The sequence below is a fragment of the Gemmatimonadota bacterium genome (assembly GCA_040388625.1).
GTDB lineage: Bacteria > Gemmatimonadota > Gemmatimonadetes > Gemmatimonadales > Gemmatimonadaceae > Fen-1247.
The window spans coordinates 593,267-619,645 of the sequence record JAZKBK010000004.1; the positions used below are offsets into that span (position 1 = coordinate 593,267).

At 60.9% G+C, this 26,379-nt stretch carries 19 protein-coding genes; 3 read left to right on the forward strand and 16 right to left on the reverse strand.

What is annotated here, in order from left to right:
- From V4529_11305 to V4529_11320, 4 genes are all read right to left on the reverse strand, one after another.
- On the reverse strand, positions 1–969 hold the full coding sequence (locus V4529_11305; GenBank protein ID MES2358910.1) for a serine hydrolase: 969 nt from the start codon (positions 967–969) through the stop codon (positions 1–3).
- 113 nt (positions 970–1,082) lie between these two features.
- Positions 1,083–1,511 carry a hypothetical protein gene (locus V4529_11310; GenBank protein ID MES2358911.1) on the reverse strand — a complete coding sequence of 143 codons (429 nt, stop codon included), beginning with the start codon at positions 1,509–1,511 and terminating at the stop codon, positions 1,083–1,085.
- 117 nt (positions 1,512–1,628) lie between these two features.
- A complete protein-coding gene (locus V4529_11315; protein ID MES2358912.1) occupies positions 1,629–3,017 on the reverse strand; it encodes a hypothetical protein in 1,389 nt (462 codons plus the stop codon).
- A 19-nt stretch (positions 3,018–3,036) separates the two neighbouring features.
- Positions 3,037–6,048 (reverse strand): SusC/RagA family TonB-linked outer membrane protein, encoded by a 3,012-nt coding sequence (locus V4529_11320; protein MES2358913.1) that lies wholly within the window; start codon positions 6,046–6,048, stop codon positions 3,037–3,039.
- A gap of 776 nt (positions 6,049–6,824) precedes the next feature.
- Between V4529_11320 and V4529_11325 the strand changes: the two genes are divergently transcribed.
- A complete protein-coding gene (locus V4529_11325) occupies positions 6,825–7,256 on the forward strand; it encodes a hypothetical protein (GenBank protein MES2358914.1) in 432 nt (143 codons plus the stop codon).
- Positions 7,257–7,289: 33 nt separating this feature from the next.
- Here V4529_11325 and V4529_11330 read toward each other — a convergent pair whose 3' ends face one another.
- The 8 genes from V4529_11330 to V4529_11365 form a co-directional block, all read right to left on the reverse strand.
- Positions 7,290–7,739 carry a hypothetical protein gene (locus tag V4529_11330; protein ID MES2358915.1) on the reverse strand — a complete coding sequence of 150 codons (450 nt, stop codon included), beginning with the start codon at positions 7,737–7,739 and terminating at the stop codon, positions 7,290–7,292.
- A 105-nt stretch (positions 7,740–7,844) separates the two neighbouring features.
- The gene (locus V4529_11335) at positions 7,845–9,224 is read right to left on the reverse strand and encodes a SusD/RagB family nutrient-binding outer membrane lipoprotein (protein ID MES2358916.1); all 1,380 of its coding nucleotides are present in this window, start codon (positions 9,222–9,224) and stop codon (positions 7,845–7,847) included.
- A gap of 19 nt (positions 9,225–9,243) precedes the next feature.
- Positions 9,244–12,495 carry a SusC/RagA family TonB-linked outer membrane protein gene (locus V4529_11340; protein MES2358917.1) on the reverse strand — a complete coding sequence of 1,084 codons (3,252 nt, stop codon included), beginning with the start codon at positions 12,493–12,495 and terminating at the stop codon, positions 9,244–9,246.
- 631 nt (positions 12,496–13,126) lie between these two features.
- Positions 13,127–14,692: a SusD/RagB family nutrient-binding outer membrane lipoprotein gene (locus tag V4529_11345; GenBank protein ID MES2358918.1), complete on the reverse strand. Its 1,566-nt coding sequence runs from the start codon at positions 14,690–14,692 to the stop codon at positions 13,127–13,129.
- 23 nt (positions 14,693–14,715) lie between these two features.
- Complete coding sequence (locus tag V4529_11350) at positions 14,716–17,970, reverse strand: SusC/RagA family TonB-linked outer membrane protein (protein ID MES2358919.1); 3,255 nt, start codon at positions 17,968–17,970, stop codon at positions 14,716–14,718.
- A gap of 406 nt (positions 17,971–18,376) precedes the next feature.
- Complete coding sequence (locus V4529_11355; GenBank protein ID MES2358920.1) at positions 18,377–18,940, reverse strand: LemA family protein; 564 nt, start codon at positions 18,938–18,940, stop codon at positions 18,377–18,379.
- An 11-nt stretch (positions 18,941–18,951) separates the two neighbouring features.
- On the reverse strand, positions 18,952–19,671 hold the full coding sequence (locus V4529_11360) for a nucleotidyltransferase domain-containing protein (protein MES2358921.1): 720 nt from the start codon (positions 19,669–19,671) through the stop codon (positions 18,952–18,954).
- A 15-nt stretch (positions 19,672–19,686) separates the two neighbouring features.
- Entirely contained in the window at positions 19,687–20,505 is an 819-nt protein-coding gene (locus tag V4529_11365) for a TPM domain-containing protein (protein MES2358922.1), read from the reverse strand.
- Between the two features lie 15 nt (positions 20,506–20,520).
- Between V4529_11365 and V4529_11370 the strand changes: the two genes are divergently transcribed.
- Together V4529_11370 and V4529_11375 are read left to right on the forward strand one after the other, a co-directional pair.
- Positions 20,521–21,222: a thioredoxin domain-containing protein gene (locus V4529_11370; protein MES2358923.1), complete on the forward strand. Its 702-nt coding sequence runs from the start codon at positions 20,521–20,523 to the stop codon at positions 21,220–21,222.
- A gap of 147 nt (positions 21,223–21,369) precedes the next feature.
- Positions 21,370–22,659, forward strand: coding sequence for a glycosyltransferase N-terminal domain-containing protein (locus tag V4529_11375; protein ID MES2358924.1), 1,290 nt, complete (start codon positions 21,370–21,372; stop codon positions 22,657–22,659).
- Here V4529_11375 and V4529_11380 read toward each other — a convergent pair.
- The 4 genes from V4529_11380 to atpD form a co-directional block, all read right to left on the reverse strand.
- Positions 22,603–23,940 (reverse strand): EAL domain-containing protein, encoded by a 1,338-nt coding sequence (locus V4529_11380; GenBank protein ID MES2358925.1) that lies wholly within the window; start codon positions 23,938–23,940, stop codon positions 22,603–22,605. The genes V4529_11375 and V4529_11380 overlap by 57 nt on opposite strands.
- Complete coding sequence (locus V4529_11385) at positions 23,937–24,383, reverse strand: response regulator (protein ID MES2358926.1); 447 nt, start codon at positions 24,381–24,383, stop codon at positions 23,937–23,939. Before V4529_11385 ends, V4529_11380 begins: the two co-directional genes overlap by 4 nt.
- A gap of 280 nt (positions 24,384–24,663) precedes the next feature.
- On the reverse strand, positions 24,664–24,912 hold the full coding sequence (locus V4529_11390; GenBank protein MES2358927.1) for a hypothetical protein: 249 nt from the start codon (positions 24,910–24,912) through the stop codon (positions 24,664–24,666).
- A 3-nt stretch (positions 24,913–24,915) separates the two neighbouring features.
- Positions 24,916–26,355: a F0F1 ATP synthase subunit beta gene (gene atpD, locus V4529_11395; protein MES2358928.1), complete on the reverse strand. Its 1,440-nt coding sequence runs from the start codon at positions 26,353–26,355 to the stop codon at positions 24,916–24,918.
- Positions 26,356–26,379 lie beyond the last annotated feature (24 nt).

A 26,379-nucleotide genomic window follows, 5' to 3' on the forward strand; every position in this document is an offset into this window, starting at 1 on the left:
TCAGTGAGTTGCCATCGCATGCCGGTAGACAATGCGCGACACGTCGGCTATCAGCGAATCGGCAACGGGCTCCTTCTCGATGCCTTTGGTAAGAACCACGAGGATGTAGGGTTTGCGGTTTGCAGGATATACGATCGCCGCGTCGTGCGCGATGGCTGTGATGTCCCCCGTCTTGTGCGCGACGCGTGTGCCGGCCGGGAGACCGGCGGGGATTTTCTCGTTGAATTGCTGCGCCAGGAGGATTGCGCGCATCGAGTCCGTCGACGCTGGTGAAGCGGCCTTTCCCGTCTCGATGTCTCTCAGAAGAATGGCGAGATCGCGAGCAGTCGCCATGTTGTTGAGTCCTTTCTCGAACGCCTTCTCGTCTTCCACGCCGCGCAGCACCAGCATGCGTCGAGCGCCGAGCGAGCGCATCATTGCGTTGACACTATCGGGGTTTGCGAGAGCTATGAGCGTGTTCGTCGCAAGATTGCTGGATCGCGTGATCATGTGCTGGATGAGATCCCGTATCGTCACGGAGTCGCCAACCAGCTTGTACATCGCGCTGTCGCTATCGACACCTGGATCCTGCACGTACGGCGATCCGTCGACTATCGACGTGAACCGATTCACGACCGGGATGCGTTGGCTGAGCGAGAGACGACCTGCGTCCGATTCGCGAAAGAGTCGCATCATGACCGGAACCTTCATCGTGCTCGCCGCATGCATGAGGCTATCGGCATTGATGAAGAGCGTATCGCCTGTGGCGAGGTCGATGTACGCAACGCCGACGAGTGCGCCGGGGGCGCGGGCGACGCGGGCCTCGATCTGCGCTCTGAGGTCAGTCGCTGGTGAAGCAGCCGGTGATACGCGGCTGCACGCCATTGCAGCGAAGAGGAGGGATGCAACCGTAAGTCGGAGCGTGGCGACATCGCCGGCCACGCCGGGTAGCGTGCGGCACTTATCGTGCGCAGGTCTGTAGTTCCACATTTTGCAACCGGGTCCTGTTTTCAGATGTTGGCGTAAAAATACACATCGCCACGACAGTCTGCTAACGGCCCCGCGTGCGGTTCATCCCATATGGGCGGCGCGAGCGCCCGGGTTTAATTCTTGGTGATCACCTGGATCACGCCGCCCATGTGGCCGCTGCCGAACTTGTACTGGGCCTCGTAGGACTGGTAGAAGCGGATCGCCATTACGTCCTGGGCGGTAATCTCACGCAGTGCATTGACGTCGCTCGAGTAATAAGTGTCGTCGACGAATACGTGAACGGGGATGGCCGGGACGTTGGGGTTCTGGGACTCGCGGCCGCGACTGTGCAGGAAATTCGCGTGCGTCTGAGCCACTATGTCGTAAGCGTCCGCGACTCGCAGCTGCTCGATCTGGTCCTCGGTGACCATCATCGGGTCACCTCCGGGCGCGACAGCTGTGTTAGCGCGGGTGCATCCTGCAACAGCAACTGCGAGGACGAGGACCATGCAAGCGGCGTTGAAGCGCCGCGCTGGCCCGGCGATCAGAGGTGTGGAAGCCATGGGAGACTCCGAAGTTGATGCCGGCTCGCCCGACACGGTCCGGCGTTACGTGTTACAGCACAAAGGGGGCCCGTCCGGGCCCCCTTTGCTTTTACAATGTCCGAAACAGTTCCGAGATTACGGCACCGGAGTGATGTTGCCGTTCCGTGCGTTCGTCTCGTTCAGCGTGATCGGCAGGCTCTGAACAAGCGGATCAGCTGCGCCCTTGTTCGGCATGCCCGCCTGCGTAACGTACGCGAGGTTGAACATCTTGTACTCACGAAGCGCTACGATGTGCTGTGGCCCGAAGTACGTGAATGTGTAACGCAACTCGTACAGCAGCGCGTTGATGGCATCCGACGCAGTCGTGAACGTCGAGTATGCTGGCAGGCCGCCTTCTACCGTGTGTACTGCGTTGATGTCCTTCGTCGCGCCGGCAAGGTCACCGGTTGCGATTTCCGCCTGCGCACGAAGCAGCACCAGCTCAGCGTTGCGTACGATCGGAATCGGCGCCGACTGGAGCGCGGCGTTATTCGGATCGGTCAGTTTCAGACGATGCGACGCGGTGAATCCTGCGACCGTCGGAGCAGACGCCGGAATGACGTTGGCTGCGCGTATGTCGCCGGGCATGAACGAATTCACAAAGTTATCCGTGACCAGCGAGGACGAGCCCTGCTGCGGATTCGCCGCACTCTCAGGCGACGACGGATTGTACTGGTACCACGGCCCGGTGTTGAGGTATGCCTCCGTCATTGGTGACGGCGCGCCAGCGAGCGCAATGTTCAGCGCAGTGAGCGCCGCTGCCGCACTGGCCGCGTTCGGTGCAACCGGATCCAGCGCACGCATGACCTCGACCCGTCCTTTCAGACCACGATTGAGCAGGATGAGGTTGGCGGTCTGGCTGTAATCTCCGTGGAGCGAATAACCGGACGGCAACGTGAACGGTACTGTGCTCGATCCCGCCTGCAGATCCACCAGCGCCGAGTCGAGCAGCGCGGACGTGTAGGCGAGTACGGACGCCTTCGTCTTGATGGGATCCTGTACTGTCGGGTCCGCCCCCTGGATGACCACGCCATTCTGATCGCGGTAGTCGATCAACCGTATGTAGGAAAGCGCGTCCAGTGTACGGACAAAGCCGCGCGCAGCGCCCTGATCAGCCGCACTGAGCGACGTGAACGATGCGTCCTTGAGCAGAATCTGCGACGCGCGAAGCATCTGGTAGTAGCCAGTCCACTGCGAGCCACCGATGAAATCGCTGGGATCGGGTGGTGTCACGTAGAACTCCGTGACGAAGCGGCTTTCATTGGCTGTAGGAACGATGGCATCGCGCGCCATGATCCCTCCCCAAAGAAAATAGTTGCCGCCGTAGTTCGCGCGATCCTGCGCTATGATACCTGTGGCCAGCGACTGCAGCGTCTGCTGCGATCCTGCCACGACGTTGTCCCGGCTCGGTGCTGCCGGATTATCCTGGCACGCACCCGCCAGCACAAGAGTGCTGGTGAGTGCCGCCGCGATGTATTTCTTCATTTAAGTGCGTTCCCCGAGATTAGAATGTGGCGTTGAGCGAGAGGAAGAACTGGCGGCTCGGCGGATACGGCGTCACATCCTGCGTACGGCCGATCGGTGCGTTACCGAAGTTCGACACCTCGGGGTCATAACCCGTGTAGTTGGTCCAGGTGATCAGATTGTGTCCGCTTGCCTCGATTCGGAGATCCTTCGCGTGGTTTCCCAACATCCGGTGCGCGAACGATTCGCCGAGGTCATACGAAAGTGTCAACTCACGAAGCTTGGCAAAGCTGCCGTGCTCCGCATATACCGGCTGACCGGCAAGGAACGCGGCTCCGCGCTTCTGTGCAGCGAGCGTATCGGCGAAGTTGCTGCCACCGACGTTGAAGTCGAAGTAGTTGTTCGTGAGGTTGATCACGTAGCCGCCCTTGCGCCAGTCCAGCAAGCTGGAAAGTGTGAGCTTGCCAAGCGTGAAGTCGTTCGAAAAGCCCATCTGGAAGTCAGGGTTCTGATCTCCGATGTGGAGCTCGTGACGCGCGCGGCTGAGGTACTTGCCGTTCGAATCGAACGTGGAATCGAAGCCGCTGAACACCACGACCTGCGTGGCGGAGTAGCCTTGCTGGATCTTGTAGCTGCCGAAGCGTTCGCTGAAGCCGGAGCCTGTCGCAAACGCCGGGACCGGAAGGCTGGTTACCTTGTTCTTGTTACGGGAGAACGTGGTGTTCGATGTCCACGTAAAGATGCCCGTCTGGATCGGTACCAGATTCAGTCCGACCTCCGTACCGACGTTACGCATCGCTCCGCCGTTGATCACCTTGGTGGTGAAACCGGTCGACGGCGCAAGTCCCGCGGTCAGTACCATGCCTGTTGTCTTCTTCTCATACTGCGTGACTTCGAGGCCGGCACGCCCACCAAACATGGTGGCATCAAATCCACCTTCGACTTCGGTCGTAAGCTCCGGCTTGATCGTGTTAAGCCCGATCTGCGCACCCTGGCGTAACCCGTTGACGCCATCTTCAAGCAATGGAGTAAGGAATGTGTACTTGAAGTTTGTAGGGACACGGTTACCAGCCTTGCCGTACGCCAGACGCAACTTCAGGTTGTCCGTCTTTGGCGGTAGCCATGGCAGCTTGTACGAGATCGATGCCTTTGGATACGAGTAGAACTTGTGCGCGTCGCCGTTGGTGCTGGAACGCTCTGCATTGATGGCGCCGGTCAACAGGAGCCGTTCATTGGCGGTCAGGATTTCTTCCTGAGCGTAGTACGAGAACGACTTGGTATCGTTCTGCGACTGGTTGACGGCCGTCTGTGTTGCGGTCGCAACGTTCGTGATGCCCGGGAACAGTCCCTTGCCCTGATTGAAAACGTTGTCGACCTGCGCCCGATCCTGGCGCAAACCAAACGATGTCGTCGCTGTGAACGGTGAAAGAATCAGCTTGTGTGTGCCGTTCAGGTTCAGGTTGCCACTCACGACGTTCGTGTTACCATTGGCGACCGTACCGGCGTACGGGCTGATGACGCCCGACTGCTCCAGATACGTGAACGGTGGCGAATAGATCAGCGCCTGGTCGGAGTAGCTGTCGACGCCGCCGAGTAGCGAGAAGTCGAGGGTCTGGCGCGTGGAGGCGATTGCAGACCACCCTGCCTGCGCACTACCGATCAGGCGGTAGACGTTCTCAGGGGTCTTGATCACTTCCTGATCCTGCAGGATGTTGGCACCGCTGACGGCCCACGGATCCGACGTGTAAACGCCGTTGACCTTTCGGGAGAAGTCATAGAACGACGGCGTTCCAGAGATGACGTCCAGCGGGTTGATCGCGTTGTTGTCGTTACCGGAGATACCGCGCTTGGTGAGCGTGTGCAGCACTTCGGTATTGGCGCGCAGATTGATCTTGGGACCGAACTGCTGCGTCAGGTTGATCCGGAGGTTCTGCTTGTCGTAACCGTCCGTCGAGGTGATTCCAGCGTCGTGCTTCACGCCCGCAGAGGTGAAGTACGTCGTGTTGCCGTCACCTGTACCGCCGCGCAGCGAGGCCGAAGTCTCGTACGACAGGCCGTGGTTGCCGTAGAGCTGATTCTGTGCATCGGTGCAGCCGGCGTACGGGTTTGCCGCGAAGTAATCCGTGGCGCCCTTGAATCCTGCCGGTGGATTGGCGTTGACGTAATCCGTCGCCTGTGCCTGCGTGAAGCAACGAAGAGCGAGCGTGTTGGATACGGCCGTCGTTCCGAAACGCTGTACGACGTCAAGCGACGGAGTACCAGCGCGACCGCGCTTGGTGGTGATGACCACGACACCGTTTGCACCGCGCGAACCGTAGATGGCGCCGGCCGACGGCCCCTTGAGGACTTCGATCGATTCGATGTCTTCAGGGTTGAGGTCGGCGATACGATTGACCTGCTGATCCTGGGTGGAAGAGATCGCGCCACCGGCACCCGAGATGCTGTTGAGGCCGTTTCCGAACGAGGAGTTGTCCACTGCGACGCCGTCAACGACGTACAGCGGCTGATAGTTGCCGTTCACGGTATTGGTACCGCGAAGCTGCAACTGGATTCCGCCGCCTGGTGCGCCCGAGTTGGACGTGATCACGGCGCCGGGAACCTTGCCCTGCAGCGCGCTCTCGATGTTCTGCTGCGGAACCTTGTTGATCTGTTCGGTGTTTACCACCGTTACAGCGTTCGCAGCGTTAGCGCGCGACACCGTCGTCGCCTGACCGGTGATGACCTGAGTCTCGAGCTGGAGGACGTCACGCGCGAGCGAGACGTTGATCGAGTTGTCGTTGGCGCCGACGGGGACGATCTTGGCCGCAAAGCCGATTCGGCGAATGCGCAGTTGATGTGCGCCGGCCGGCACGCTGATGTTGAAGTTACCGTTGTCATCAGCGGTACCGCCGAGGGTCGTGCCCACTACCTGAACCGTTGCTCCGGGGATGGGCTCAGTGCCCCCCTGGACGGTTACGTGACCGGTCACGCGCCGCGTCTGCTGCGCATGGCCGAGCGATGGGATCACAGCGAGTAATACCGCCGCAATCCAGAGACGTGTTACTGACTTCATCCGAACATTCCTCCGTCCGACGAACTCGTTCGCCGGCGTGATTGACATCTGTGGATGGAAAGCTTGTACTGCGTGCTGTCGTGTGGGGCCGATGCTGCGACCCCATCAAGAACAAACCAAACCGCTCGTGTGCCTCCTACTCGTCTCAGGATTGGGTGGATGTCTCCGGCCGATTTGAACCGGACTAACGTACAGCCGGGTCACGGTACCGCATCCTCAGGGCGTCATTAAGATTTCGCAAAATCGCAAGCGCCGCCCGGGGTGCCCGTGCTGTGACTACATATGTTCCAGGGTCAGGAACACGTCATTTTGGCCCCGTACAACATGGAACCGTACAACGGGGCCGTCAACCGCAAACATGTAATAGAATCGCAATTGATTCCGGTCAGCGAGCGATTACGCCCGCCAGCCACACCAGACTCCGGGCTTCGTGTGCCCGCCAAAACGCGGTGGTATGGCCGCCTGCTCTCTGTTCTCTACCGTAGGGTTAGTTGAATCAAGGAGAGCGACGAGATCCTGGCAGGGTCCATTGTCGCCGTCCGGCATGACAACGATGATCTCCGGCATACCGCCGGTAACGATCGAATCGCGCACCGAAGCGATCGAGAGGGCGATCACCCCGCTTCGCTCGTTTCCACCCGTACCGTGAGGTAATGCGCAAGGGGATACCGCCGAGCGCCGTCGTGCGTGTAAGAGCTGATTGGTATTTCGCCGGTATCCGTGATGCCGGCGCCGAATTCGCAGTAGATTATTCGGGAAGCCCTCGTGGAGGGGTTATGGACGTCGCACGTCTTGCCCTTTTTGGAGTTGTATCGGTCGTTGCAACCGCTTGCACTACTGCGCACAGCAAGCCAGTCGACGACGAGGTACCCGCCAACGCGCTTGCGCTGGAAGTCGAGAACCGTAACTGGTCCGACGTGGTCATCTACGTGTTGCACGACGGATCACGAACGCGGTTTGCCCAAGTGACGGCGGCCAAGTCGGCGACATTTGCCATCCCGGTCCGACTGGTTAGCGCGGGCGGAACGATACAGCTCCTGGTGCACCGCATTGGCGGCCATGATGATTCGATGGCACCAATTGGAGGACCGGCTTATGCCGGCGAGCGCGACGATTATCTGAGTCCCGTTGTTTCCGTGCGAACGGGTTACACCGTCGCGTTGACATTGGAAGACAACCTGCAACGCTCGACCGTCGGCATCTGGTAGCAACGCGCAGCAAACATCGCTGGCTGCTCGCTGCTATTTGGGCGGTTTGATCGGCCCGGTGGTCGACCCGCCTTGCGCGGATCCCGCGACCGTACCTGCCAGCACTGCGCCGGCAACCAGGGCACCGCCCAGGAGAACGCTGCGCGCGACCGACGTCGTGTGACGTTCGGCGGTCGCTACGCTCGTACGTGGAATCGACACCGGCTCACCGCTCCATGTTTCGTCGGAACCGCTGAGGCGCGTGAGCTCGGTGATGCGCATGACGATTGTCGAATCGGTGACGGAGTCGATGTGACCCTCCAGTTCCGACGCGCCAACACCAAGCGCCCTGGCGAGATTCACGGTTCCATCGTTCGTCAGCGTGAGCCGGACATCGTCCTTCGACAGCTGAGACGAGAGTGATATCGGTGTGTAAACCTGACAACCGACAGACAGCAGAGCGACTGCGGGGGCAACGGCGCGCCGTAAACGAAAAGAATGCATGAGTCGACCGGAATGGGTGATATGGCATGGGGCCGAACTGATTCAGCCCGATCCATACGGGATCGGGCTGAATCAGTGCTACCCTTCAACTGCGGAAACGCGCCATCAGGCTCCGGCCTTGCATGCGGCGCCCGTTCCATCGGACGTCGCGTTGACCGGATCGTTCGGCGGCCGGAGATTGTTTATACCAACGCCCGGCGCGGGGACGTTCGTGTTGGTGTTTTCTTCCCCGGAATCATAGAACATGCGGCCCGGAATCACGAGCCCTGCTTGCGGCGGCGCAATGTTGGGCGTGCAGGTCCGCTTGTAGTCGTTCCATGCTTCCTCGCCGAGCTGGAAGTCGACTATGTACTTCTCGGTGAGTATTTCGTTGAGAAGCGCCTGTCCCGAGACACTTTCGGCAGACAACCCGTGGTTCGCGCGCTCCTCGTTGAGCTTGGCGAGCGCGGTTCCCGCGTCTCCGGTGCGATACGCAGCTTCAGCCCATATGAGGGTGTTCTCATCATATGTAACGAACGGCTGCTGGAAATCCGGCGCGTTCCGCGTGGCGCTCAGCCAATTGACCGCACCCGTCGAGGTGTGGCTGAAATACTCCGCATCACGCGGATCGTTTCGCGCCTTGAGGAGTGAATCGAGGAAGACGCCACCCCCAAGATCTCCACCGCGGCCTGCCGGGCCGTGAAACTGGTAGTAGAAGTTGGACTCGGTCGGCAGGTTGCCCTGCGTGAACGCGCCAAAGTAGTTCCCGGCGTCGCTCGTGATGCCCAGCTTCGCTTCGTTGAGCGCGGACTGGTACGCCGCCGTGCCACGAACCTCGGCGGTGTGCATGAAGAAGCGCGCCTTGAGCGTGTGCGCCATCGTCGTCCATTGCGTGGCGTCGCCCCCGTAAACCAGATCAGCCGCGCCTGGACCGATGTTGGTCGGCCCCGTTGCTCCGAGATCGGTGATGGCGGCTGAAAGAACCGTCTGGACCGAATCGTACACCGACATCTGATCATCCAGCGTCGGGTTCGGAGTTCCAGAAAGCGCTTGCTTGTAGACCAGGTCGCCAAAGAGGTCGGCGCCGGTGCCCATCAATGCTCCTTCCACGACACGTGCGATTCCCAGATACACAGAATCGTGGGCGGCCGCAACGGCTTTCTGCAGCTTCACGATGTCTACGAGTCCGCCGCCGGTATACAGCGCGGCGTTCGTACCATTTGTGGTCGTGGCGTCCTGACTGTATGTGGCGCCGAGCGCGCCGTACTGGTTGGCAAGCCCGGTGAACTGTTGCGCGTAGACGCCTGTTACGCGCGCCGGATCGCTGCCCCAGTAGGCCCACAGGGTTTCCTGATTACCGACGAACAGCTGATCATTCGATGCGACCGTGGGGCGATTGGGATCGTTGCTCAGCTCCCCGCCCGTCAGAAAGTCGCCCTGGCATGCAGTCGCGCCGAGCGCAGCGCCCAGCATCGCGATCGCGGCCAGTTTGTTTTTTATTGACACTGATATCTCCTTGGTCGCGTTAGCGGTTGAGGCTGATCGAGACTACGAACGACCGCGTCTGCGGATTGCTGAAATAGTCGAGACCTTGTGTGAGGAACTCTGCACCACCGAGGTTCGCCTCGGGATCAAAGCCCTTGTACTTGGTCCATGTCTTGAGATTTCTGCCGGCGAAGCGGATGTCGGCACTGCTGAACCCGCTCAACGACCGTACCCAGCGCTGGTCCAGAGTGTAGGTGACGCCAAGCTCACGCAGCTTGACGAAGCTTCCGTTCTCCATGAACTGTGATCCGACGGGACCGAAGCCACCGCCGTTACCCTGGAACCATTGCTGCCAATCCTTCGGCGTCGCGAATGCAGTGACGCCAACACCAGGGCCGGCAACGACTGGGAATACATCAGTCTGATAATTCTTGCCGAACACGCCCTGCTGGTTGCGGATGTACGTGTCGACGCCGGTTCCGAAGTTGTCGAGAATGCCGCGCGTTCCGTCCCACACCGTGCCGCCCTTGCGTACGTCGAGCAGACCGGACAGTGTGAGCTTGTTCCAGAGGTGGAGGCTGGTGTTGTACGACATCGTGTACTTCGGGTTCGGATCGGCGATGACACGATCCGTCGGGTCGACGATCGGCCTGCCGTTCGGCGCGAGGAACAGCGCACCCTTCGGCGCGGAGCCGCACAGAGCATCGATGTTCTGCGGACCACCCGTGATACCTGGAACAGCGAGCGTAAGCCCGCGACCGCAGCGCGCGAAGTCATCGCCGCGAATCACGCCTGGCGCAAAGCCGATGGTCGACGAACCGATCGCACCGGTGAAACCTTCATTGTTGTAGTCGATGAACTGCGCACCGTTGAGACTCGTCACGTCGCCCTTGTTGCGGCCGTACATGACACCAACGTCCCATGTCGCGTTGCGCGTCTGGATCGGGTGCAGATTGAGAGTGAGCTCCACGCCCTGATTCTTGAGCGCAGCGCCGTTGAGAATCTGACTGGTCGCGCCGAACTGGGCAGCGTTGACAGGCGTGGAGAGAATAACGTCGCTCGACCGCTTGTCATAGTACGTCGCGGTCAGGTCAGCCCTGGACCGGAAAAAGGCGAAGTCGCCACCGAATTCCGTCTCGCGATCGCGCTCCGGGCGCAGTGCCGGGTTACCGATCGTTCCGCTGGTGGAGAGCGCTCCCTGTCCGTTGATACCGGCCTTCAAGGCATCTCCGTAGCCGCCAAGTCCAAAGCCGCCGGTCGAGAGCGCAGTAACTGCGCCATACACGGGCGGCTCCTTACCGGTTTCACCGTAGGCAAAGTGGATCTTGCCGTAGTTGAACCAGCCGGAGTTCTCCTCGGTGCCGAGCAGCTTGGTGAACGTCCATGCCGCCGATGCTTTGGGATAGTTCGCGCGGCGATTGGATGCGCCGAAGGTGGAGAAGCCGTCGTTACGTACGCCGACGTTCAGCACCAGCTGCTGGAAGAGATTGATTTCCGCCTGCGTGAAGTAACCCTGCACGTGACGGAGGTTCTTGTTCTCGTTGGCCGTCTGACTGATGGTGTTCTGCAGTGCGAGCGGCTCTGGTGCTACCAATTGCTGTCCGTCGACAAAGAGCTGGCGGAAGCGGCGTGAGTTGAGGTTCTGGCCGACCGTCAGTGTTGCATCGAGCCGGTCGCTGAAGGTGTGCTGCGCCGTCGCGATGAGGTTGTTATCGATCGTCAGGTTGTTGATGTCGAGCCTGTCGACCTGACCGAGAACATTGCCGGCCGACGTGAGCGGGAGTGCCTCGAGACGGGAATCATTGTAGTAATCCGCGCCGAGCGTCTCCTTCACCGTCAACCAGCCGAGTGGGATCCAGTCGGCATTCACATTTCCGATGGAGCGACCAAGCTCACTGCGATTTCCGGCGCTTCCCAGAACGAAGAACGGATTGTCGTAGTAGATCGCGTTCTGTAGTGAGGCGACGCTGGTCGGATTCGGGAAGCGCGCCGGCTTCTGGAGACCCGTCGAGGTGAATGCGTCTTCGTTGTTGTACGTGGGCGGCGTGCGCAACGCACCGAGCATGAGCCCCGAAACGTTGGACCCCTTCTGCACGTACTTGCCGCGGGTATCGATGTAGCTGATGTTGCCGCCGACAGTGAGCTTGGAGCTCACTTCCTGCGTGCCTTTGAGGCGGACCGTCGCCCGATTGTACTTGTTGTTCGGTCCCTTGAAGTAGCCGTCCTGATTGGTGAGTCCGCCAGATGCGAAGAATGTCGTACGGTCGCTGCCGCCAGAGATCTGCAGATTGTTGTCAGCAGTCAAGCCCGTATCGAACAGCTCGGTCTGGTGGTTGTAGATTGGCGTTCCAGCCGCAATCTGCGGGCCCCAGGAATAGCGATTGACTACGCAATCCGGACCGCCGCACGTGGCTGGCGTCTGGTTGATGCCCTGACCGTACATGGTCTGCACCAACTGCGGCGTGTACACGTTGTCGAACGTCTCCGTGGACGTGAACGAGTAGCGTGTTGGCCCGGAGTGACCGCGCTTGGTTGTGATCAGCACAACGCCGTTGGAAGCGCGTGCACCATAGATCGCAGCCGCAGCACCACCCTTGAGGATTTCGATGGACTCGATATCCGCGGGATTGATGTCGGACGCGCGGTTGGTGGTGACTGTGCTCGCATCGCCGCCGTTGGTCGACTCGGTCGAGTTGTCGATCGGCTGGCCGTCGACGACGAACAGAGGCTGATTCGTGCCGGAGAGCGAAGAGGCGCCGCGGATCTTGATGGACGCGGAGGAGCCGGGCTCGCCGGATTGTGTACGAACTTCCACGTTCGGTGCCTGCGCCGCGAGCGCCGAGACGACGTTCTGCGGTTGAGCGACACGATGCAGCGATGCGCTATCGACTGAGTTGATGGTCGATGTGAGGCGCTCGCGTGTCGTGGAAGTACCGGCACCTGTCACGACGACTTCGCCCAGTCTGAGCGGATTCGCTACAAGGACAAAGTTCTCGGTGATGTTCTGACCGTTGGTCAGAGTTACCTGGACCGACTTGGACGTGAAGCCGATAACGCGTGCGGTGAGCGCTACAGTCTGTCCCGCCGCGCGAGCTCCGGCGACGACAAAGGTGTAACGACCGGCATCGTTCGTCTGCGATCCCAGGTTGAGCGAAGGTATGAACACGCTTGCGCCCGCTAACGGGGCACCGGCTTCGTTGGTCACACGTCCGGAGATGGTAGTCCCCTGTGCCAACGCAACCGAGGCAACCATCGCGCTTGCGCCGATGACTGACAAGATACGTTTGAACATTGTAATGAGTCTCCTCCATGATGCGCCGCCGTGCGGCGCGATTGGTACGTACGCGAAGTACCACCTGATCGAGTGCGAAAGGCCGCCCTCTCTGCTCACTACCTCCTTCGCCGCCGCTGGATGGCAATGCGATCTGAAATGAGCACACCACGGGCGTCGCTGGAGAACGACGGCGTGTTTGGAACAATCTGGCTAATCACGCGCTACAGGGTTCGTCGCGCTAGACCGTTAAGATTTCTTAATGCGAATTCACCAAGATTTCTTAATGCACTTGCGTGTATTTGTGCAGCGGGGCTGCATGATCATGCAATCGTGCAACGTGCAGCTATACCGGTAAGAGTGATGCAGCCTTCGTGCACGATGCGCGGTTCACGGGCCGGCGCACGTGTAAAATTGTGCGCATGAAAGTTTACGGCTTCGGACGGCTGAGGCGAGCGCCGACCATTCAACGCAACGGTGTGTTGACAATGTTCGAATGCTGCATGGCGCCACCAATCGGGTATGGCGGGCGTCAAACAGGATCACCGACTTCGTCACAAGCAGCGCACGCGAGCCCTACCTATATGAAGAAAGGGACTTCCGCCACCGGCGGAAGTCCCTTTCTCTCCAGCACTACTCGACCAGCGCTACATCACGGTCCGCAGACGGCTGCCGAAACGTAGGTCGGTGCTGCACTCGGCTTCGTGTCCCAGTAGGGCCGCGTTCCGAAGTTGTCGGCACCCTGAGCCGCGTTCGCGGCGGCGACACTCGCCGCGTTGAGCGTGTACTCCTGGTTCGGATAGTAGAACCGCCGCGGTACGAAATTGACGACTGCGGCCGGACCAGGCTTGATCGTTGACGGCTGGCATGTGCGGCGCCATTCCGCCCACGACTGCGCACCATCGCCGACCATTGCGACCCACTTCTGAACCGCAATCTGCGTGAGCCCTGCCGTGCCACCCTTGTACGCGACGTTTGGACCCGCCTCGTACGCGGCAATCGCGCTGGCGCTCGTCACGCCCCACTGCGCCATCGATGCCTCGATGGCCGCATTGTAAAAGCCGGCGGCTTGTCCGGCGTTCAGGCCACCGATCCCACGTTGTGCTGCCTCGGCCTTGATGAACAGGAGTTCCGCGTAGGTCATCAGATACGTCGGATTCTTCTTGTTCGCCGCGGATCCGAAGGTTCCGAACGTAGTCGCGCCGGGATACAGATACGAGCCCGGTCGCGATGCAATACGGAAGTAGGTACCGGCAGTGGAGGTGGACAGTCCGTTAGGCATGCCCGCGTATCCAAGCGGACCGGAAGCGGAGGAATCCACGACCGGCTGCATGAGGATCGGCATGCGTGGATCGGAGTTGGCGATCAGAATGTTCGCAAGCGTCTGCGAAACGCGGTGATCGTCGCGGCCGGAAAAGTTGTCTGTCATCGGGTTGTTGTAAACACCATCGCCCGGATAGACAAGTTTCGCCATGTCGGCATTCGACGCGAACACGCCAGCTGGATCGGTAAAGGCCGCCTTGAGCTGAGCGTCGGCGGTCGCGGGATCCACGTTCACCAAACGCATCGCCAGACGAGCGCGCAGCGAATTGGCAAACTTCGCCCACGCCGCTGTACTCCCGCCATAGATCGGATCGGCGGACCCGAGCGAGTTGGAAGCACCCTTCAGCGCCGTCGCGGCGGACGTGAGTGTCGCCAACATTCCAGCGTACACATCCTTCTGTGAGTCGAAGGCCGGAGTCAGGCTACCGCCCGTGCTGTCGCCCTTGAGCGCGGCGGAATAAGGAATGTCACCCCAGGTATCAGTGAGATACTCGAAGTTCCACGTCTGCAGCACCTGCGCCGGACCGTAAGTTCCCGGGTCCTTCGCGGCGATGCCGGCGGCAGCAACCTTGTTCAGGTCCTGGAGCTGTCCGCTGTAGGCACCTGTCCAGGTACCCTGAGTCGACGCGGGGTCGAGACGAGCATACCGATCCTCGTCAGGATACTGCACCTCGGCCCAGTGTTGAGCGACGAACTCGGTCTGACGCAGATCGAATCCGTTGCCGACAAAGGTCGCGGCGGACAGACGCGTGGCGTATGTGAAAACCGGGCCCGGCGGTGCACTCGTCGGGTTGTTGGGATTCGTGTTGAGATTGGTCAGGTTGTCGTTGCTGCAACCGACCACGACGGCGGCGAGTGTCAGTCCCGCCGCACATGTGAGCTTCTTGATATGCATGATTTAAGAGTCTCCGGTGGCGGTTATGGCGTGATGCGGAGATTCAAGCCGAGGCTCCGCGTCGTAGGAAGCGCCGCAAACTCTGCCCCCTGGTAGTTCCCAGTAGTGTATGTGAACTCGGGATCTATGTTCGGAACCTTCGTGTGAGTCCACAGGTTACGCCCAACGAACGCGAGATTTGCGCTCGATACTTTCAGGCGATTGGTGAATCCGCTCGGCAGGTCGACCCCTACACGGACCTCGCGCAGCTTGACGAAGCTGTCGTCGTACAGGAATGCCTCGCCGTTCTCGAACAGCGACTGGTAGTAGTTCTCCGACGTGACATTGACGGTGTTCTCCTTGCCCGTCGCCTGGTCGATACCATGGACAACAAGTCCGGGATTGTTCCAATCAACCTGGCGTCCGTTGATCGTGCTCGTGAGCACGCCGGTGTACTGGCCGAACATGTTTGTCACGGAGTAGATGTTGCCGCCTCTGTGAATGTCGAGCAGCGCGCTGGCCGTGAACCGGCCCCAGCGGACTTCATTGTTCCAGCCGCCGATCCACTTGGGGTTGACGTTGCCAAGCACACGCCGATGTCCGGCGTCGTTCTGTGGCAGTCCATCGCTCAGAAGCAGCTCGCCGGTCGTACTGTCGCGCTTGTATGGAGTCGCGAAGATGTCGCCGTACGGCTGGCCGACGCGCGCTTCCTCGTCGATGGTCCACGTGCTTCCGATGCGATAGTTCTGAACGCCCGGATAGAGTGAAACCAGCTTGCTTCGGTTGGCGGAATAGTTGAACGTCGATGTCCACTGGAACCCGTTCGCCAGCTGAATCGGGATCAACGTGAGCTGTGCCTCGATACCCTTGTTCGTCAACTTGCCGGCATTCAGCGCCGCAGCGGAGAAGCCGGTTTCGTTGGCCAGGCTGAGGCTCACGATCTCGTTGGTGGTTGCCTTGCCATAGTAGCTGGCATCCAGCGTTGCCCGGTTGTTGAGGAACCCAAGCTCCAAACCAACCTCGGCCGAGTTCGTGTTCTCGGGCTTGAGCGTAGGATTGGCGCGCGTGTCACTCAACGTGTACTGCGGCAGGCTTCCGAACTTGTTGGCCTGACCGACGTACGTCGTGGCCAACTGATACGGGTCTGCATCGTTACCAACGTTCGCGATCGCGCCGCGGATCTTGGCATAGCTCAGGACGCGATTCTTGAGTGACGGCATCAGATCCGTCAGGACGAGCGAGCTGTTGATCGATGGATAGAAGTATGAGTTGCTACCCTTGGGCAACGTCGACGACCAGTCGTTACGACCAGTGACTTCGACTGTCCACACCTGACCGAGTGTGAAAGAGCCAGAACCGTACACGCTATTGGTCTGGCGGCGCTCGGCGTACTCGTTCACCGTCGGAGACTTGGCCGAGTTGGAGACGTTGTAAATATCCGCCGCAAGTATGGCGTCGGACTGGAGGCTGCTGGATCCGTACGTTGCGTAACGGCGGTTGGCACCGAGGGTACCGCTCAGCTGCAACCAGCTCTTCGCAGTCTTGTTGGCGGTCAGAAGCAACGATGAGTTGTTCTCGTTGCCGGTGTTGTTGAAGTGATAGAACGCACCGTTGTAGGCAAGATCGCTATACCCGAGGTTACCGGCCGCGTAATTCTGCGCGATGTTGGACCGGTAGTAGTCGGTGCCCGTCTGAGCCTGAGCGTTGAGCCAGTTGGTGACCTTCCACGTCGCCGCAGCGCTTCCGATCACGTGATCGCGATTGTCGGCCTCGGGATTCTGGTATTGAATCCAGTACGGGTTGTTGTGGAAGTTGCAGTTCCAGTTGTACTGGTCGTTGCACGAGAACGTCTGGTCGGCGTGCGGCTCGTAATTCTTGAGCGCGTTCATGTCGACCTGACGACCGAACCACACGTAGAGACCTTCCATGATGCCGGAGTTGTATCCGACACCGGGCCGGTTATATGCCTTGTCGCTGATGTACTGGACGGTAGCCGACGTGCTCAGGCGGCTGCTGACGTTGAAGTTGCCAGCGAAGCTGCTCGAGACCTTGCGGAAGGTGTTGTTCGGAATCACGCCCTTCGTGTTCTCATCGCCGACCGAGAGACGGCCGGTTGCACGGTCAGTCCCACCGCTGAACGCGATGTTGTTGTTCCAGGTCTGACCAGTCTGGAAGAAGCTGCTTACGTTGTTGGGGTGCGCGATCCACGGGCTGGGCTGCAGCACGCCGTTGACGACCGGGCTGTCGAACTGGGTGCACGGCTGAGTCTGATCGTAAGTCGTCGAGTTCGGGGCTGTCGTGAAGATGCAACCCATGGTGCGCCCGTCAAGCCGGGGACCGAAGCTCTGATCGTTGAAGTCCTGCGTGCCGCCGCCAGCGCCGTCCACGAACTGGAACTGGCCGCCAGATCCCTGTCCATAGAGATTCTGGAACTTGGGTTCAATGGAAGGCGTGTCGAATGTTACGCTCGACGTGACCGCAGTCTGGAAGCCGTTCGCGCTTGCACTTCCGCGCTTGGTAGTGATGAGGACTACACCGTTAGCGCCGCGCGATCCGTAAATTGCAGCGGCGTTCGGGCCCTTGAGCACCGTCACCGTCGCAATGTCGTTCGGATCGATGTCGTTGATGACACTTCCGAAATCGACGTTGGAACCGCCCAGTCCGCCGCCGTTCGGGCTGCCGCCGCGACCGCGGTTGGAAACCGGCGTCCCGTCGACGATGAACAACGGATCGTTGTTGCCGGTGATCGAGTTGGCACCACGGATCGTGATCTTGGTCGAACCACCCTGCGTGCCCGAGCCAGTGATCGCAACGCCGGAAACCTTGCCTTCCAGCTGATTGACGATGTTCTGATCGTGCGTCGCATTCAGCTGCTCGCTGGAGACCTGCTGAATCGCGGTACCCAGTTGGCTCTTCTGCTTCTCGACGCCGAGTGCAGAAACGACGACGCCGGTAAGGCTCGTAGCGTTCGCCGTGAGCGTGAAGTCCTGCTGTATGTTACGCCCCGATGTAAGCGTCACCCGGACCGTATGTGGCGCGTAGCCGACTCGACGCGCAGTGAGGTCGACCGTCTGACCGGTCATTCGTGCCGCTGACACGTTGATGGTGTACACGCCCTGGTCGTTGGTATAGGCGCCGAGACCTAGCGAAGAAATTGAGACGCTTGCTGCAGTCAGCGGCGCACCGCTTTCCGTCAACACGCGTCCCGATATTGTACCGCCTTGCTGTGCTGCTGCTACGGAGGCAACCGTTGCCAACGCAGCCGTGACTGAACTGATACGCTTGAACAACCTAAGCATGGTTCCTCCAGGGTTGCCCCTGATAGGTGTGACATGACCACACGGACGAATTACGACTTTGGGAACTGGACATTCCCCGACTCACTCCTCTTTAGAGATTGGTAAAAAGATTGCAGCCGGACTGACTTGCTTTCGTTGTAAGGAAAGTGTCTGGCCGGAAATCGTTGGGACAAAGGGTACGGCCATATGTCTTTTGTGTCAATGAACGCCGTACGTATGCAGGCGGTATCGGCTTCGTAAATACTGTGCGACCACGGTCAGCGCAGGAGCACACACCGCACGACAATGGTACACAAACGCACAGATGCGACCGTGACTACGGTCGCATCTGTGCGTTACAAACTATCAATACAGTATTAAGGATTTATAAAGGAATACTGAATATTCACGCATTCCCTGACCGCAACTAGAACTTCACCGTCGGTGTAGTCGCGCTTCCGGGTGCGGCTTCGTAATACGTCCGCGGCTTGGCACCTGTCACCTTTGCGGTGATCGCCTGCGGGAAGGTTCTGATGTAAGTGTTGTACGCCTGCACCGCGCTGTTGTAATCTCCGCGCGCAACTGCCACGCGGTTCTCCGTTCCAGTCAGCTCATCCTGCAGCGCGAGAAAGTTCTCGTTGCTCTTGAGCTGCGGATAGTTCTCGGCGATCGCCAGGAGCCGTCCGATCGCGCCAGTCGCAGCCTGATCGGCCGCGGCCATCTGCGCGGGGTCTCCGGTCTTCACTGCGCCCGCAAGCTGCGCGCGCGCGTTGGCGATGCTGATGTAAACGGTGTCTTCCTGCTTGGTTACACCCTTCACGGTGTTCACCAGATTCGGAATGAGGTCCGCACGACGCTGCAACTGAACCTGGATCTGCTGCTTGGCCGACTGAGCCTGCTCGTCAAGGCTCTGGATCTTGTTATAGCCACAGCCGGTCAGCAGGAGGGCGGCCGGTAGCATCCATGCGAGAAATCTGCGCTGCCTGATCATCGGTAGTCCTCTCAAGGTCTCGTGTTCGGAAGGGCGGACACGTAGGCCGTCACCGCTTCCATTGCTGTTAAATATGCGCCGAGCACCACCTGCGCGCGCTCCTTGGGGATGGCCTTCGAGTCACGAAGCTGCTGTGCCGCGGACTCGAACGGAGTTGCATCGACCCCGGTGAGTGCCGCGACCTCCCGGGCGATCTCGGCGTATCCATGGGGCGGCGTGCGGCCGGCGAGGCGCAGGATTCCGCGGAAGACAACCATGAGCGTGCTGAGACTCGCAGTCATGAGCTTTACCTGCTCGCTCGAATCGTTGCCGGCAAGCAGCACCGCGCCGCGCAACCGGAGCAGCACTCCCATCGCCTCGCGCTCCAACTGCAGGCGCAGGTCGTCGTGCGCGACGGAGATTCCCTCGAACGGCGAATCGCCATACAGAACCTTGTTGCGCTCGAGTATGTCCGCGTATTCCATCGCAAATATGTCGCTGGAGGCGCGCCACTCCCTCTGGGTAAAGGTCATCGGCGGATGATTCCCTGCATCGCGCCAGGCCCGCGTCACGGCGGACAGCTCGCGCAGCCGGCCGAGCGGTACGTCATCCACGATAATCAGCACGTTGAAGTCGGATCGCTTCGCGACGTGCTCGGCGCCGCCAGCCGCGGCGGATCCGTAGAGCACTACCGAGCGCAGCGAAGTGCCGTAGGCGGCGCGGAGTTGGGTTACCAGCTCATCAAGTGTCATCGTGATCTCCAGGGTCTACCAGCTGCCGCCACCACCGCCCCCGCTGAACCCGCCGCCTCCGCCGAAACCGCCAAATCCACCACCGCCGCCACCACCAAATCCACCGCCGCCGCCGGAGAAGCCACCGAATCCGCCTCCCCCGCCCCACGGGATGAAGAGCGGCAGGCAGCCGCCACAACCCCCGCCGCGGCGACCGCGACGAAGATTACTCAGCATGATGACCACGAAGACGATCGCCAGGAAGATCATCTGCGGAGGGAACCCTCCGCCACTCGGCTCGGGCGCCGCTTCTGGCTCCGGCGCGTGCAGCGCCGTGTCGAGCGTGAAATGGAACTCGTTCGCGAAGCGCTGAGCGGTAAGGAGCGTCAGCAGCTGGATGCCGCGGCCGTAATCCTTCTGTTTGAAGAACGGGATCGCCTGTCTGCACATGGTGCCGGCGTCGGCGTCGGTAACGAAACCTTCCGCGCCATTGCCGACGAGTATGAAGCACTCGCCCCTGCCATCGGAGTTGGTCTCCTTGGGGACGACCAGAATCACTGCGCCAGCGTTGCGGGTCGGATCGCCCGGATTACCGATCTTTCCGACCTTCCACTGGCGTCCGATCTTGAGCGCAACGTCGGACGGCGCGTAGTCGCCGATGTCGGGAAGCGTGACAACGGTGAATTCGCCACGCGATTTGTTGCGCACATCGCTGGCGATCTGCTCTATGTGGGCCGCGGCGTCGGCCGGAATTACATGGGCGAAGTCGTTGACCAGCCCCACCGGCTGCGGGATCGTCGGACCACTCTGGACGAGGAGCGCCAGAAGCGCCGATTGAAGTAGGGTCTGGAGCACCATAGTATTTACGGCATGCGTACTACACTAGTCAACGGACTCGCTGGACTCTCGCTCGCTGCCTCGATCACATTTGTGTCTCTTGGCTGCGCCAAGCCGAACGGGCACACGGCGAGTGACACGCCGACAGCGGCTGGATCGCCGGTGGCGGTGACGGGCGCGCTCACCGACTCGCTTTCCAAAACGGCGGACTCGAGTCGCATTCAGGGATCGCCATCGGCGAAGATCTGGGTGATCGAGGTGAGCGACTTCCAGTGTCCGTACTGCAAGGAATGGCACGATGCCACATATAAGATGGTGCGCGACGATTACGTGAAGACCGGCAAGGTACGCATGGCGTACGTCAATTTCCCGCTGTCGATCCACGCGCACGCACATCAGGCTGCGATCGCGGCGATGTGCGCGGGCGCGCAGGACAAGTTCTGGGAGATGCACGACGCACTGTTCGCGTCGCAGTCGAGTTGGGAAGCGCTGCCAGATCCTACGACGACGTTTGATTCGCTGGCCAAGTCTGTCGGGGTCGATGCGGCCAGGTATCATGCGTGTCTCAGCTCACCATCGATCGCCGCACTGGTGGCCGGCGATCAACAGCGCGCGAAAGGCGGCGGCGTGACTGCCACGCCGAGTTTCTGGGTTGGCGGCAAGCTGATCGAGGGTGCGATTCCGACGAGCGAGATGAAGGCTGCAATCGATCAGGCCCTCGAAGCGACGAAGTGAGTCTGAAGTGACAGGCACGGATGCATCCGTGCCCCCCATTCACGAGCCATCTTTGCCATTGGTGAGTGTCGTTACCGGAGAGAGCGGTAACATGGATCCCCGCTTTCGCGGGAATGACGACAGCTGGGATAACGGAGCGCGCAGCTCGTGACTCCCTGGCTTCGCGTAGCGTATGGCGCAGCTGCAAGAACGGCGGAGATGATCAGCCTCGTGACGCCGCGCACTACAGAGAGCAAGCTTGCCAGAGCGTTCGTCGCACGACGGGGAATCAGGCGACGTTACCGGAACTGGGGCGCCAAGGGACGTGACAGGTCGCGGCCGCTGTTGTGGATTCACGCGGCCTCCGTCGGCGAGGGGCTCATGGCGTTACCCATAGTTCACAGTGTCCGGAGAGCCCTACCAAACGTGCAGATTGCATACACGTTCTTCTCGCCCAGCGCGGAGTCACTCGCGAAGCAGATGGGTGCGGACTTCAGTGACTATCTGCCGTTCGATTCCGCCGGTGCCGCGCGAGTCGCTATCGATGCGCTCGATCCGACGGCGCTGGTGTTCGCGAAAGGCGATGTGTGGCCGGCGCTGGTTCGAGAAGCGTCATCGCAGGGAGTGAGGCTCGCACTCGTGAGTGCCTCGATTCCCGCGAGCTCGCTACGCAAGAGCTCTGTCGGGTCGATGATAACGCGCGATGCGTACCGGGCGCTGGATGCGATCGGCGCCGCGAGCACGGACGATGCTGCGCGCATCGTCGAAGCCGGCGCGCGCGCCGATCGCGTGCGCGTGACCGGTGATACACGGTACGACCAGGCGTGGGCGCGCGCACGCACGGAGCCACGCAACGTGGAGATCGTAGCTGCACTGAGCTCGCCGCGTCCGACTCTCGTCGCAGGCTCGACGTGGCGCTCCGACGAGCGCGAGCTGTTCGCGGCGTGGCGAGCGGTGCGTGCGCAGGTGCCGGACGCACGCCTCATAATAGCGCCACACGAATTGGCTGAGGGGCACGTCGCGGCGATCGAACACTGGGCCCGGGCCAGCTCGCTATCCGCTTCATCGCTCGCGTCCGCAACAGCATCGACGGACGTGATAATCGTCGACCGACTTGGCGTACTCGCAGATCTGTATGCGCTTGCTACGGTTGCGTACGTTGGAGGCGGATTCCACGATGCCGGGCTACATTCGCTCGTCGAGCCCGCGGTATTTCGCGTACCGGTGATCGTCGGTCCCCGTCATGAGGACTCGCGCGACGCTGCTCTCATGCTGGCGACCGGTGGTGCCGTGAGTGTCGATGATGCACGGCAACTGTCACGCACCTTGATTCGTCTCTTCACGACCGAACAGGAGCGCGCCGACCGCGCGGACGCGATCGGTGCGGTAGTCGCGGGCGAGCTAGGCGCTGTCGACCGTACCTTCGAGGTCGTTCGGGAGCTGCTGCGGGCGGTGTAGGTAGAATCCCTGCACGAGGTGTACGCCGAGCGACTTTACGACCTCGTATTCCTGCTCGTATTCGACGCCTTCGGCGATCACCATCGCACCCTGGTCATTGGCAAAACGAACTAGCGTCGCGACGAGGTCCTGCTTGATGAAGTTGGTATCGATTCCGTTGATGAGCGAAATGTCGAGCTTGATGAAATCCGGCTCCAGGTTCGCGATGGAGCCGAGACCAGCGTAGCCGCTGCCCGCATCATCGACGGCGAAGCGGAAGCCCCTGTCGCGGAACGCGCGCAGTCGCTCGCGGAACTTCGGGTAATCCTTGATCGCAGTGCGCTCGGTGATCTCGATGACTACGCGGTGGGCATCGGACGCGCCGAGTGCCGTGTCACCGAACTCGGGATCGGCGAAATCGTGCGGGTCCACATTCACGAACAGTGCTTCGCCCGGCTTGAGCAGCTGAGATATTCCTTCAACCGCGCGGTCCCGGCACAGCCGGCTCAACTCCCAGATCAGGCCTGCCCGCGCGGCAACCTCGAACATGACCTCGGGTCGCCGCAAGGACCGCATCGATCCGCGCGCAAGCGCCTCGTATCCGAACACTCGCCCATCCGCTGCATGCACGATTGGATGGTAGTCCACGTACACCGCGCGCGCCCGCAGTGTCTCGCGCAGATCATCGACGAGTCGCGCCCGCTCGCGCTGCTCCAGGTTGTGTGCGTTGCTCGCAGCTTCGCGGATTCCACGATAGACGACACGTTCGAGGCGTGCCTTCGGATCGTACTGCACCACTGCGCGACCAACATAGAGATCGAACAACGATGCGACGTCGGCGCCATGGATGCGCTCGAGCGCGTCCGCGATTCCTTCATTCAGCCGCGCGATGAGCGGCTCGCTGATGTAGCCACCGTCCGCGTCTTCGCGTCCAGGTGGCTCGTTCGGCGGAACGTAGAACAGGAGAAAATCGTCGTCGTTCGCATGGCTCAGCGCGAGACGCGCGGCGCGCAGGGGTGTTTCCGCGAGAATGACCGCCAGCTCGCGCGCGGTGGTATCAAGCACGGCGTCGAGCTTCTCCCATCCGTAAATCTCTTCGATCTTGGCGTAGCGGTCGAAGTTGAGGTACAGGATCACAAGTGCGCCGCGATCCTGCACTGCGCCGCGCAGGCTGTCGATCGCCGCAGCTAGGGTGGGCATCGCGTTGCGCGCGTCCTTCCCGGGAAACGCCAGAGACGCCGCCGCTACGGAGTCACCTACGCGGCGGCCGAGTGGCGGCCCACCGACGTACTTGGCCGTCACGCCTGAATTGCCGGACTCGCGGGAGCTGTCGAGTCTGTCGGACGGTCCGGACGCGCCGCAAGCGTGGCCACATTTCGCCGCAGCGCGGCAAGCAGCTTCGAGAAATCCAATGGTTTCTCCAGAAAGTCATCGGCGCCGGATTGCAATGCGGTCCGCTTGTCGGCGAGATCGCCGTGCGCCGTGACCATAATAACGCGAATGGCAGCTGCGCGGGCGGGATCGCTTTTCATCACTCGGCAGACTTCCCAGCCGTCACGTCCGGGCATCATCACGTCGAGTAGGACCACGTGCGGATCCACTTCATGGAGTCTGCGCAGCGCATCATCACCGTCATACGCTACTTCGACGGTGTATTCCTTCGTGGATTCGAGATACTGTCGGATGATGTCGGCGTTGTCGTGATTGTCATCCACGACCAACACGCGCAGGAGCTTATCAGGCATCGGTCCCTTTGAGCCAAGGTCAGAGGGAAACAAGTGCAAAAGGGGGACCCGAACGGTCTCCCGGGACGCTACACTGCGATGACCGCTGCAAACAGGCCGGAAATATCGATGGCGAGCGCTGGCGGGCGCGTCGGGCTGCCATCGGCAGGCGGTCCTGCAGGATTTCCGGACGCCCGTCCAGGGGGCGCCAGTGCTCGACGACGCAGGCCGGAGAGGGTCGGCAGCAGATGGATTCCCGCTTTTGCGGGAATGACGACCCGTGGCGCGTGCCTGGACTGCGTTACGCCGCTGCTGCCTTCTCCGTCACGACACGCACGTGATCGTCGGCTACTTGAAGGAAACCGCCTTCGACGTGGAATCGGTGAGTTACGCCATGACCGAGGCGCAACTCGCCGTTACCGAGCACCGCCATCATCGCAGCGTGGCCGGTCAGAATGCCGACTTCGCCGTCGAATGCGGGAGCGACCACCGAATCGGTCTCGCCCTCGAACAGCACGCGCTCGGGTGAGATCACTGATACTCGAAGCACCGGTCAGCCCTTGAGCTTGGCGGCGTTCGCGATGACGTCGTCAGCGCCGCCGGCCATGAAGAATGCCTGTTCCGGATACTGATCGAACTCGCCGGCAACGAGTCGCTCGAACGACGAGATAGTCTCTTCGAGCTTGACGTACTTGCCTGGAATTCCGGTGAACTGCTCGGCGACCGCGAACGGCTGCGACATGAAGCGCTGCAGACGGCGTGCGCGTCCGACGACGAGCTTGTCGTCTTCGGAGAGCTCGTCCATGCCGAGAATTGCGATGATGTCCTGAAGCTCGCGGTAGCGCTGAAGAATGCGCTGCACGTCCGTCGCAACTCTGTAATGGCGTTCACCAAGAATTGCAGCGTCGAGAATGCGCGACGATGACGCAAGTGGATCGACGGCAGGATAGATCCCGAGCTCCGTGATTGCGCGCGACAGAACGACGGTGGCGTCGAGGTGCGCGAACGCAGTCGCCGGCGCCGGATCGGTGATGTCGTCAGCGGGCACGTAGATGGCCTGCACCGACGTAATGGATCCGTTGCGCGTCGAGGTGATGCGCTCCTGCAGCTCTCCCATCTCCGTCGCGAGCGTCGGCTGATAACCGACGGCGCTTGGCATGCGGCCGAGCAGCGCGGAAACTTCGGATCCGGCCTGCGTGAAGCGGAAGATGTTGTCGATGAAGAGGAGCACGTCCTGGTTCTCGACGTCGCGGAAATACTCGGCGACGGTGAGCCCCGACAGACCGACGCGGAGACGCGCTCCCGGCGGCTCGTTCATCTGTCCGTAGATGAGTGCGACGGAATCGAGAATTCCCGCTTCCTTGAACTCGGCGTACAGATCGTTGCCTTCGCGCGTGCGCTCGCCGACGCCGCAGAATACCGAGCGGCCGCCGTGGCCCTTCTGCACGTTGTTGATGAGCTCCTGGATGACGACAGTCTTGCCGACGCCTGCACCGCCGAACAGTCCGATCTTTCCGCCCTTCACGAACGGCGCGATGAGGTCGACGACCTTGATGCCTGTCTCGAAGACTTCAGTCTTGGCTTCGAGATCCGCAAAGTGAGGCGGTGCGCGATGGATGGGCCAGCGGACCGCGTCCGCCGGAATGGCCGGACCGTTGTCGACCGGGTCACCGATGACGTTGAGGATGCGACCGAGCGCCGGTGCGCCGACCGGAACTGTGATCGGCGATCCGGTATCGATTGCATCCATGCCGCGCTCGACGCCATCCGTCGAAGACATGGCAACCGTGCGGACCTGATTGCGTCCGATGTGCTGCTGTACTTCGACAGTGACCTTGATCGGAACGCCGGCCTGCGTCGTTCCCTCGATGCGGAGCGCGTTGTACAGCTCTGGCAGATGCTCGGACTCGAACTCCACGTCCAGGACGGGGCCGATGACCTGGATGATCTTGCCTATGTGGACTTCGGTTTCGATTGCGGTGGCGGTAGTCATGATGTGATCTCGATATTTAGGCGT

Excerpts from the sequence above, each read along its gene's own strand:
- V4529_11305 (MES2358910.1), bottom strand. The coding sequence starts at position 969 with ATGTGGAACTACAGACCTGCGCACGATAAGTGCCGCACGCTACCCGGC.
- V4529_11310 (MES2358911.1), bottom strand. The coding sequence starts at position 1,511 with ATGGCTTCCACACCTCTGATCGCCGGGCCAGCGCGGCGCTTCAACGCC.
- V4529_11315 (MES2358912.1), bottom strand. The coding sequence starts at position 3,017 with ATGAAGAAATACATCGCGGCGGCACTCACCAGCACTCTTGTGCTGGCG.
- V4529_11320 (MES2358913.1), bottom strand. The coding sequence starts at position 6,048 with ATGAAGTCAGTAACACGTCTCTGGATTGCGGCGGTATTACTCGCTGTG.
- V4529_11325 (MES2358914.1), top strand. The coding sequence starts at position 6,825 with ATGGACGTCGCACGTCTTGCCCTTTTTGGAGTTGTATCGGTCGTTGCA.
- V4529_11330 (MES2358915.1), bottom strand. The coding sequence starts at position 7,739 with ATGCATTCTTTTCGTTTACGGCGCGCCGTTGCCCCCGCAGTCGCTCTG.
- V4529_11340 (MES2358917.1), bottom strand. The coding sequence starts at position 12,495 with ATGTTCAAACGTATCTTGTCAGTCATCGGCGCAAGCGCGATGGTTGCC.
- V4529_11345 (MES2358918.1), bottom strand. The coding sequence starts at position 14,692 with ATGCATATCAAGAAGCTCACATGTGCGGCGGGACTGACACTCGCCGCC.
- V4529_11350 (MES2358919.1), bottom strand. The coding sequence starts at position 17,970 with ATGCTTAGGTTGTTCAAGCGTATCAGTTCAGTCACGGCTGCGTTGGCA.
- V4529_11355 (MES2358920.1), bottom strand. The coding sequence starts at position 18,940 with ATGATCAGGCAGCGCAGATTTCTCGCATGGATGCTACCGGCCGCCCTC.
- V4529_11360 (MES2358921.1), bottom strand. The coding sequence starts at position 19,671 with ATGACACTTGATGAGCTGGTAACCCAACTCCGCGCCGCCTACGGCACT.
- V4529_11370 (MES2358923.1), top strand. The coding sequence starts at position 20,521 with ATGCGTACTACACTAGTCAACGGACTCGCTGGACTCTCGCTCGCTGCC.
- V4529_11385 (MES2358926.1), bottom strand. The coding sequence starts at position 24,383 with ATGCCTGATAAGCTCCTGCGCGTGTTGGTCGTGGATGACAATCACGAC.
- atpD (MES2358928.1), bottom strand. The coding sequence starts at position 26,355 with ATGACTACCGCCACCGCAATCGAAACCGAAGTCCACATAGGCAAGATC.